The following is a 9,764-nucleotide window of genomic DNA, read 5'->3' as shown; positions in this document are numbered from 1 at the left end:
GTGATGCTGATAATCTTGCGACTGTCAGTCTTATCCACAAGCACCCACACGAATTGCTTGATTCAACTTGTTAAAGAACGTATCGGCCTGAGCCGGGGTTGAACAGTAAAACCGAACAACCGGTTCGATCAACCGGAGCGCTTGGCGCTTCGCATCAACCGAGGCCGCAGATTCTACAGCAGCCTTGCTTCCTGTCAAGCGCTTTCTGAGCTTTTCTTTTCAGCTCAGCGCTTCGATCAACGAAGCCGCCTGACTGGGTAGCAGCACAGCAACTGCGCTCACCACCCAGACTTGCCAAACCCGAAACACGAGAACAGCAAGCAGAGAACCACAACTACAGCACCAAAAAGCAAAACCAAGAAATCACATCAACCCAGAAAACAACGACGCAACTTATTGATTCCTAAGCACTTTCGGCATCGTTACAGAAGTGGGGCGCATTATAGACGCCCCCCCAACTCTCGTCAAGCACTTTTCGGCATCAAGATCGCAATTCTGGCGAATGCCTTCTTGCCTGCCTGACATACATAAGTCTTGCCCTGCTCAAAGATGAAGTCCCGATCCACGACAACACCATCAACCCGCACACTACCCGCCCCCAGCAGGTCACGCGCGGCGGCAGCGTTACGCACTAAACCGGCACGGTTCAGCACGGCAGCGATCGGCAGGTCGCCTTCGGACTCGAGGCTAATTTCCGGCAAGTCATCAGGCAGCTCTCCATCCTTGAGCCTGTTACCCGCGGCACGATGGGCCGTTGCCGCCGCCTCTTCACCGTGGAAGCGCGCCACAATCTCTTCTGCCAGCTTGATCTTGATATCGCGCGGGTTAGCACCTCGCTCAACATCTCGCCGGAACGCCTCAATCTCATCCATAGGCCGGAAACTGAGCAGCTCGAAATAGCGCCACATCAAGGCATCCGGCAAGGAAACCAGCTTGCCGTACATGACACCGGGCGCCTCCTGGATACCTACATAGTTACCCAGCGACTTCGACATCTTCTTGACACCATCGAGCCCCTCCAGCAGCGGCATGGTCACGATGACCTGCGACTCCTGGCCGTAGGAGCGCTGCAACTCCCGCCCCATCAGCAAGTTGAACTTCTGATCCGTTCCACCCAACTCGATGTCGGCACGCAGCGCCACAGAGTCGTAGCCTTGAACCAGCGGATAAAGGAATTCGTGGATGGCAATGGGCTGGCTGCCGGTATAGCGCTTATGGAAGTCGTCACGCTCCAGCATCCGCGCCACTGTGTAGTGCGATGCCAAACGGATGAAGTCGGCAGGAGACAGGCTATCCATCCACGTAGAGTTGAAGGCCACCTCGGTTTTAGCCGGATCCAGAATCTTGAACACTTGCGCCTTGTAGGTTTCGGCGTTCTCCAGCACCTGCTCGCGCGTCAGCGGCGGGCGGGTAGCATTCTTGCCGCTCGGATCGCCAATCATCCCGGTGAAATCACCGATCAGGAAGATCACCTGATGCCCAAGCTCCTGGAACTGCCGCAACTTATTGATCAGCACCGTGTGCCCAAGATGCAGATCAGGCGCGGTCGGATCAAAACCCGCTTTGACACGCAGGGACTGCCCGCGCTTTAGCTTGGCCACCAGCTCTGACTCAACCAAGATCTCTTCTGCACCGCGCTTGATCAGCGCCAGCTGCTCTTCAACCGACTTCATTAAGCTGCCTATCACGACATGAACCAAGGGGGCACCAACGATACAAGATCGCCCGGAATTTACAAAACGCCTGGCACTGCCGTTTCACACAGGCACGCCAAGGCACCCGCCAGGGTTGCCTCGCGGACACTTTGACTATAATTTAGACAGTTATTGCACTCTCAAGAACCCCGCCCACCATGACGGATTCATCCCAGATTACGTCCAGCTACCCGAAGAAGCACCTGCTGGCTGCCAGTGGCGTTCTCGCAGCGCTGTGTCTCTCGCTGCTGATCTTCCCCAGCGCACAGGTAGAGGCCAAGCGGACGACACTGCCCTTCGGATTAGAGGAAAGCAGCCTCTCCATTCTCGATAAGCTTACAGAGAATGACGCCCTTGAAACCGAGGAAGTCACAACTGCAGCAGCGCCCTCTCCATCGCAGACTGAGCCAGCCCCTCCTGCCAAACCGACCACGCTTAACTTGAAGGCACAGAAAGGCGACACACTCTCGACACTGTTCCAGCGTGCCGGTCTGAGCAGCAACACGCTGCACCAGGTGCTTGATAGCGATCCGTCAGCCCGTACGCGCCTGACGAGCATCCAGCTTGGACAGTCCTTCGATTTTCACCTTGATGAACAGGGTGACCTGAAGTCACTGCACACCCGCCTGAGCAGCCTGGAAAGCATTGAAGTCCTGCGTAGCGGCGACACCTTCCAGATCAATCATGAAAAGGCCGCACCGACCCTTCGCGAAGCCTATGCGCGCGGTATCATTACCAGCTCGCTGGCGGCAGCCGTCAGCAAAGCGAGCATGCCGACCAGCATCACCCATGCCTTGGCTAAAGCCTTCGAGTACGACATCGACTTCGGACGCAACATCCGCAAGGGTGACGAGTTTGAAGTGATTTACGAGCAGAAAGTCGTCAACGGCAAGGTTGTCGGGCATGGCAACATCCTGGCGGCGCGTTTCACCAATAGTGGCAAGACATACTCGGTCGTCCGTTACAGCACGAGTAATGGCAGCAGCCAGTACTACAACGCAGACGGCAGCAGCAATCGCAAAGCCTTCAATCGCAACCCGATTGATAGTGCGCGCATTTCCTCACGCTTCAACCCTAATCGACGTCACCCCGTACTCAACAAGATCCGTGCGCACAACGGTGTCGACTACGCAGCGCCCACAGGTACGCCGATCAAGGCCACGGGGAATGGCCGCGTGGTACTGGCCGGACGCAAGGGTGGCTACGGCAATACCGTGATCATTCAGCACGGCAAAAGCTACCGCACGCTGTATGCGCACATGAAAGGCTTTGCCAAAGGCATCCGTACCGGGCAGCAGGTCAAGCAAGGACAGGTGATCGGCTACGTTGGCAGCACCGGCCTCTCGACTGGCCCGCACCTGCACTATGAGTTCCAGGAAAATGGCCGGCACATCGACCCGATGAGCAAGAACCTGCCGGTTACCGAGACGCTGAGCGGCAAGGAGCGGCAACGCTTCCTGAAGCATACCCAGCCACTGCTGGCACGTATGGACCGTGAACGCTCCAGCATGCTGGCCATGAACAAGCGCTGAACACCACATGCCGCTTTACATCGGCGTCATGTCCGGTACCAGCCTGGACGGGTTGGACATCGCCCTGGTCGAACAACAGGGCGATGCAGCCACCCTGCTCCACAGCCTTGCCTTGCCAATGCCCGCGGAGCTGCGCCAGCAACTCCTGACCCTGTGCCAGACAGGCACTGACGAGATCGCCCGCGCCGCACTAGCCGAGAACGCTTGGGTGACGCAGGTGGTTGCCGGCATCCAGACCCTGTTGCAGCAGGCTCAACTCAACGCCCGACAGATCCGCGCTATCGGCAGCCATGGCCAGACCATCCGCCATGAACCGCAACGCGGCTTCACCGTGCAGATCGGCAATCCGGCGCTGCTCGCTGAGCTGACCGGTATCACGGTGGTCGCTGATTTTCGGCGGCGCGATGTTGCCGCTGCCGGTCAGGGCGCCCCGCTGGTACCCGCCTTCCATCACGCATTGTTCGGGCAACAACGTGCCCGGGTCATCGTTAACATCGGCGGATTCAGCAACCTGACACTGCTCGCCCCGGATACCGCGGTGCGCGGTTTTGATTGCGGCCCCGGCAATGTCCTGCTGGATGCCTGGATCCACCGCCATCAGCACCGCACTTTTGATCAGGATGGCCACTGGGCGGCCAGTGGATGCGTCCTGCCCGCCCTGCTCGAACGCCTGCTGGACGACCCCTACTTCCGCCAGCGTGGACCGAAAAGCACCGGGCGCGAGCACTTCAATCTCGACTGGCTGCAGCAACACCTGCACACGCTACCTGCGCAGGCCCCAGCCGATGTACAGGCGACGCTGCTGGAACTGACCGCGCGCAGCATCGCTGCAGACATCGCCCACAGCCTGCCCGCAGCGGAAGAAGTACTGGTCTGCGGTGGCGGTGCACATAACGGGCGATTGATGCAGCGCCTGGCCCAGTTACTGCCCGACGCTGCAGTCAGCCCCACGGATCATTATGGTCTGCCCGCCGACTGGATCGAGGCGATGGCTTTCGCCTGGCTGGCCCATCGCTGCCTTGAGGGGCTGCCCGGTAACTGCCCGGCGGTAACCGGCGCCCACGGCCCACGCATCCTCGGCGCCATCTATCCCGCCTGAATGCTGGATCTGGAAACGACAACGCCGCGCGAAAGCGCGGCGTTGTCGTCATGAAGCTCAGCCAGCTCAGATCGAGAATGACTGCCCGCAGCCACAGGTCGTGGTGGCATTCGGGTTCTTGATAACAAAACGCGAACCCTCGAGCCCTTCCTGATAATCCACCTCAGAGCCCACCAGGTACTGGAAGCTCATCGGGTCCACCACCAGACTCACGCCATCGCGCTCGACGACCGTATCGTCTTCGGCCAGCTCGTCATCGAAGGTGAAGCCATACTGGAATCCCGAGCAGCCACCACCGGTGACGAACACGCGCAGCTTGAGGCGCTCGTTGCCCTCTTCTTCGATCAGGCTCTTCACCTTGTTGGCTGCATTCTCGGTAAACAGCAGCGGTGTCGGGGTGAAGGTTTCAATACTCATGTCCGGAACTCCAGGCGCGCGGCCATATTGCAGCACAGAGGCTTGGCATTATCGTCAACCGAGCGAAACGGTCAACTATTGTGCGCCCCACCGGTCGTGACCGATGGAGCGCACCAAGGCTCAAGGCAGCAGGGCTGCGCTCGACAGCCCCATGCGCTCATCCAGACCAAACAGGATGTTCATGTTCTGCACCGCCTGGCCAGAAGCGCCCTTGACCAGGTTGTCGATCACCGACAGCACCACCACCAGATCCCCGCCTTGCGGACGATGCACGGCAATGCGGCAGACGTTGGCACCACGCACGCTACGGGTCTCCGGATGGCTACCGGCCGGCATCACGTCGACGAACGGCTCGCCGGCATAGCGCTGCTCAAAGAGTGCCTGCAGATCAACGCTGCGATCGGCGACCCGCGCGTACAGGGTGGCGTGAATGCCGCGGATCATCGGCGTCAGATGCGGCACGAAGGTCAGGCCGACCTCGCCACCGGCCGCGCGGCGCAGGCCCTGGCTGATTTCTGGCAGGTGGCGATGCCCTTTGACCGAGTAGGCCTTCATGCTCTCACCCGCCTCACAGAGCAGCGAACCGACACTGGCACCGCGTCCGGCACCACTGACCCCGGACTTGCAGTCGGCGATCAGGCTGCCCGCATCGGCCAGACCCGCTTCCAGCAGCGGAATCAGCCCCAGCTGGGTAGCGGTCGGGTAGCAACCCGGCACCGCGATCAGGCGCGCCCCTTTAATCGCCTCGCGGTTGACCTCCGGCAGACCGTAGACCGCTTCCGGCAGCAGATCCGGCGCGCCGTGCGGCTGACCGTACCACTTGGCCCACTCTTCGGCATCCTGCAGACGGAAATCGGCCGAAAGGTCGATCACCCGGGTACCGGTCGCCAACAGCTCGCCCGCCAGCGCGTGTGCCACGCCGTGCGGCGTGGCAAAGAACACCACATCACAGGCGCCAAGACGCGCGACATCCGGCACGCTGAAACGCAGCGCGTCATAGTGGCTACGCAGGTTGGGGTACATATCAACCACCCGCATGCCCTCTTCCGAGCGCGAGGTGATCACCTCGACCTGTGCCTGCGGATGCTGGGCCAGCAACCGCAGCAACTCGACACCGGTATACCCCGTGCCCCCAACAATGCCGACCTTGATCATTTCCTCTCCCCCGCGGGCGATCTGTGCAAAAGAAGCGCGCATGATAAGGCCGCCGCCAGCAGCCGGCCAACCGCCGGATGACGCCACCGCCCCGGGCGACTACCATCGCCACGCCATGCGCACCTTCCCTCCACTGACCCAAGGATCTTCCGATGCTCTACCTCTGGCTCAAGGCCTTGCACATCATTGCCGTCATCTGCTGGTTCGCCGGCCTGTTCTACCTGCCGCGCCTGTTCGTCTATCACGCGATGAGCAGTGACGCGCCCAGCCACGAACGTTTCTGCGTGATGGAGCGCAAGCTGTATCGCGGCATCATGGTCCCCTCGATGATCGCGACCCTGGCGCTGGGCATCTGGATGCTGGTCATCAACCCGTCGCTGTTCGCCACCGGCATCTGGCTGCACATCAAGCTGACCCTGGTGCTGCTGCTGGTGGGCTATCACCACATGTGCGGCGCACTGCTGAAGAAATTCGCCCGGGGCGAAAACCATCGCGGGCATGTGTTCTATCGCTGGTTCAACGAAGTGCCGGTGATTTTCCTCCTGGCCATCGTCATTCTGGTCGTCGTTCGCCCGTTTTGAGCCCTCGCACGGTTACGACAGGACAGGGGCGCAGGTAGACTGCGCGCCCGTCCTGATAAGCGCTGCCTGCGGAGGGCCCGCCTTGTCCAGCTACACCCTGATCACTGGCGCCTCGAGTGGCCTCGGCCTGGCGCTGGCCGAGGCGCTGGCGCGCCGGGGCGAGGCCTTGATCCTGGTGGCCCGTGAGCGCCCGGCGCTGGAAAGCATCGCCTGCGAGCTGAGCCAGCGCTTTGCGATCGAGGTGATGTTTCGCGTCTGCGACCTGACCGAGCCCCTGCAGCTCAGTGGCCTGCTTCTGGAGATCGAGCAATGCGGTTACCGGATCGAGCGGCTGATCAACAACGCCGGCAGCGCCTGCGCCGGCGAGTTTCTGGCGCATGAATGGCGCCGCGAGCGCCAGCTGCTGGAGCTGAATATCCTGGCCCTGACCCGGCTCTGCCATGCCCTGGGTGCGCAGATGGCGGCCCGCGGTCATGGCGAGATCCTCAATGTCGCCTCGCTGGCCGCCTTCCAGCCAGGGCCCTGGCTGAGCAGCTACTACGCCAGCAAGGCCTTTGTCCTGCACTTTTCCGAAGGGCTGCACAGCGAGCTGGCCGGCTACGGGGTGCATGTCGCTACCCTCTGCCCGGGCCCGGTACGCACCTCGTTCTGGCATAACGCGCAGCTCGACATCCGCCACCTGCAAGGCAGCGCCTGGCTGATGAATGCAGAGCAGATCGCCCAGCAGGCGCTCGCCGGCCTTGCGCGGCGCCAGAGCGTGATCATTCCCGGCTGGCGCAATCGCCTGGCCAGTCTGCTGGTACGCCTGCTGCCGCGCGCGCTGGTGCGCCGCCTGGCCGGACAACTCAATCGCCGCCTGCTGTCGCGCTGAGCCGCAGGGCTGGGCGCCGCGCGGCTTGGCCAGTAGAATCGGGGCACATCCCGTCAATCAGGAGCCTCCCGGTGGACTGTCTGTTCTGCAAGATCGTCAACGGTGATATCCCGGCCCGCATGCTCTACGAAGATGATCAGGTGATCGCCTTCCACGACATCGCCCCCCAAGCGCCGGTGCATTTTCTGGTCATTCCCAAGAAACACATCGCCACCCTGCACGACGCCAGCGAAGAAGACCGCGCCCTGCTCGGCCACATCCTCTATACCGCCCAGCGACTGGCCCGCGAGCAGGGCTGCGAGGAGGGTTTCCGGGTGGTGATGAACTGCAACGCGCTCGGCGGGCAGACCGTCTATCACATCCACCTGCATGTGCTCGGTCAGCGCCAGCTGCACTGGCCACCGGGCTGAGCCTTCACGCCTGAACCGGCCACCAAGGAGATCGCGATGAACCTGCAACGCCAGTACTCTCCCGCCGATCGCCTGCTGATGCAGGCCGATGCGGCGCTGCGCACCCTGCTGCCGTTCAGCGGCCAGCCGGCACGCCCCTCCCCGGCCCAGGCACTGCTCGATACGCCACTGGACGAGCACGAGCGGCGTCACGTCTGCGGCCTGATGCGCATCAATCACACCGGTGAGGTCTGCGCCCAGGCGCTGTACCAGGGCCAGGCACTGACCGCCAAGCTGCCGGAAACCCGCCAGTCCATGGAGCAGGCCGCCGATGAGGAGATCGATCATCTGGCTTGGTGCGAACAGCGCATCCGTGAACTGGGCGGACGCCCCAGCCTGCTCAACCCGCTGTTCTATGGCCTGTCGCTGGGGATCGGCGCAGGCGCTGGGCTGATCAGCGACCGGGTCAGCCTGGGCTTTGTCGCGGCGACGGAAGATCAGGTGGTCCGGCACCTGGACAGTCACCTGCAGGAGCTGCCAGGCAGCGACCTGCGCTCGCGGGCCATTCTCGAGCAAATGCGCCATGACGAGCTGGAACATGCCAGCAATGCACTGGAGGCCGGCGGCCTGCGCTTCCCGGCCTCGGTCAAGTTCGGCATGCGTCTGCTGGCCAAGGTGATGACCAGCAGTACCTATCGCCTCTGAGGCGCGACGCCATACAAAAAGGGGTGCCCCACTGGGCACCCCTTTTTGTTGGTGGATCAGATAGCGACGCGCCGCGCCTCACTGATCCCAGGGACGATCCCCCGCTGCATCGCGGATGCGGGTCGGCAGTCCCATCTGGTCCAGCAACTGCAGGAACGGCTCCGGCGCCAGCTCCTCGACGTTGACCATCCGCCGGCTGTCCCAGTCACCCCGGGCGATCAAGCGCGCCGCCGCCACCGGTGGAACCCCGGCGGTGTAGGAGATGCCCTGGCTATCGGTCTCGGCGTAGGCTTCCTCGTGGTCGGCCACGTTGTAGATCAAGAGCTCCCGCGGCCGACCATCCTTCTCGCCACGCACCAGATCAGCGATGCAGGTCTTGCCGGTATACCCCGGCGCCAGCGAGGCCGGATCCGGCAGCACCGCCTTGACTACCTTGAGCGGCACGACGTCCAGCCCTTCGGCGGTGCGTACCGGCTGCTCGGACAGCAGACCCAGGTTCTTCAGCACCGTGAAGACATTGATGTAGTGATCGCCAAAGCTCATCCAGAAGCGCACGTTCGGCACGCCCAGATTCTTCGACAGCGAATGCACTTCATCGTGACCGGTCAGGTACAGGTTCTGCTCACCGACCACCGGCAGGTCATCGGTACGCTTGACCTCGAACATGCGGTTGCTGGTCCACTGCCCGTTCTGCCAGCTCCACACCTGCCCGGTGAACTCACGGAAGTTGATCTCCGGATCGAAGTTGGTGGCAAAGTACTTGCTGTGGGAGCCGGCGTTCACATCGAGGATGTCGATCGAATCGATCCGATCAAAATGCTGGCGACTGGCCAGCGCCGCCCAGGCATTCACCACGCCCGGATCAAAGCCTGCGCCAAGGATCGCGGTAATGCCGCGCTCCTCGCACTCCGCCAGATGCTTCCACTCGTAGTTGGCGTACCAGGGCGGTGTCTCGCAGATCTTGCCCGGCTCTTCATGGATGGCGGTATCAAGGTAGGCTGCCCCGGTCTCGATGCAGGCGCGCAGCACCGACATGTTGAGGAACGCCGAACCGACGTTGATGACGATCTGCGAATCGGTTTCACGAATGAGCGCCTGGGTTGCCTCGACATCCAGCGCATTCAGGGCATAGGCCTTGAGTTGCGCCGGCTGCTTGAAGCTGCCCTTGGCCTGCACGCTGTCGATGATCGCCTGGCATTTGGCGATACTGCGCGAGGCAATCGCTATCTGGCCAAGCTCATCGTTGTGTTGCGCGCACTTATGGGCCACGACCTTGGCCACACCTCCAGCACCGATGATCAGAACGTTTCTTTTCAATTTA

10 protein-coding genes are annotated in these 9,764 nt (G+C 61.9%); 6 read left to right on the top strand and 4 right to left on the bottom strand.

The annotated features are described in order from the left end of the window. Positions 1 to 464: 464 nt before the first annotated feature. Positions 465 to 1,673, bottom strand: coding sequence for a tyrosine--tRNA ligase (gene tyrS, locus MXC11_RS10150; RefSeq protein ID WP_250010086.1), 1,209 nt, complete (start codon positions 1,671 to 1,673; stop codon positions 465 to 467). A gap of 179 nt (positions 1,674 to 1,852) precedes the next feature. Here tyrS and MXC11_RS10145 point away from each other — a divergent pair, with 179 nt between their 5' ends. Together MXC11_RS10145 and MXC11_RS10140 are read left to right on the top strand one after the other, a co-directional pair. Further along, positions 1,853 to 3,226 carry a peptidoglycan DD-metalloendopeptidase family protein gene (locus MXC11_RS10145; protein WP_250010085.1) on the top strand — a complete coding sequence of 458 codons (1,374 nt, stop codon included), beginning with the start codon at positions 1,853 to 1,855 and terminating at the stop codon, positions 3,224 to 3,226. Between the two features lie 7 nt (positions 3,227 to 3,233). Next, positions 3,234 to 4,325 (top strand): anhydro-N-acetylmuramic acid kinase, encoded by a 1,092-nt coding sequence (locus tag MXC11_RS10140; protein ID WP_250010084.1) that lies wholly within the window; start codon positions 3,234 to 3,236, stop codon positions 4,323 to 4,325. A 66-nt stretch (positions 4,326 to 4,391) separates the two neighbouring features. Here MXC11_RS10140 and erpA read toward each other — a convergent pair whose 3' ends face one another. Both erpA and argC read right to left on the bottom strand, forming a co-directional pair. Beyond that, on the bottom strand, positions 4,392 to 4,742 hold the full coding sequence (erpA, locus tag MXC11_RS10135; protein WP_250010083.1) for an iron-sulfur cluster insertion protein ErpA: 351 nt from the start codon (positions 4,740 to 4,742) through the stop codon (positions 4,392 to 4,394). Between the two features lie 120 nt (positions 4,743 to 4,862). Next, the gene (gene argC, locus MXC11_RS10130; protein ID WP_250010088.1) at positions 4,863 to 5,897 is read right to left on the bottom strand and encodes an N-acetyl-gamma-glutamyl-phosphate reductase; all 1,035 of its coding nucleotides are present in this window, start codon (positions 5,895 to 5,897) and stop codon (positions 4,863 to 4,865) included. Between the two features lie 152 nt (positions 5,898 to 6,049). On the opposite strand from argC, the gene hemJ reads away from it, so the two are divergent. The 4 genes from hemJ (at position 6,050) to coq7 (ending at position 8,443) form a co-directional block, all read left to right on the top strand. Then, entirely contained in the window at positions 6,050 to 6,478 is a 429-nt protein-coding gene (gene hemJ, locus MXC11_RS10125) for a protoporphyrinogen oxidase HemJ (protein WP_250010082.1), read from the top strand. An 82-nt stretch (positions 6,479 to 6,560) separates the two neighbouring features. Then, on the top strand, positions 6,561 to 7,349 hold the full coding sequence (locus MXC11_RS10120; protein WP_250010081.1) for an SDR family NAD(P)-dependent oxidoreductase: 789 nt from the start codon (positions 6,561 to 6,563) through the stop codon (positions 7,347 to 7,349). A 71-nt stretch (positions 7,350 to 7,420) separates the two neighbouring features. Then, positions 7,421 to 7,759 carry a histidine triad nucleotide-binding protein gene (locus MXC11_RS10115; RefSeq protein WP_250010080.1) on the top strand — a complete coding sequence of 113 codons (339 nt, stop codon included), beginning with the start codon at positions 7,421 to 7,423 and terminating at the stop codon, positions 7,757 to 7,759. Between the two features lie 36 nt (positions 7,760 to 7,795). Further along, positions 7,796 to 8,443: a 2-polyprenyl-3-methyl-6-methoxy-1,4-benzoquinone monooxygenase gene (gene coq7 / locus MXC11_RS10110; protein ID WP_250010079.1), complete on the top strand. Its 648-nt coding sequence runs from the start codon at positions 7,796 to 7,798 to the stop codon at positions 8,441 to 8,443. A gap of 78 nt (positions 8,444 to 8,521) precedes the next feature. On the opposite strand, the gene MXC11_RS10105 is transcribed toward coq7, so the two are convergent. After that, positions 8,522 to 9,760 (bottom strand): saccharopine dehydrogenase family protein, encoded by a 1,239-nt coding sequence (locus tag MXC11_RS10105; protein WP_250010078.1) that lies wholly within the window; start codon positions 9,758 to 9,760, stop codon positions 8,522 to 8,524. Positions 9,761 to 9,764: the final 4 nt, after the last annotated feature.

This window comes from Pseudomonas eutrophicaquae (genome assembly GCF_023544715.1).
GTDB lineage: Bacteria > Pseudomonadota > Gammaproteobacteria > Pseudomonadales > Pseudomonadaceae > Geopseudomonas.
This window is presented reverse-complemented; position numbering and strand designations above follow the sequence as displayed.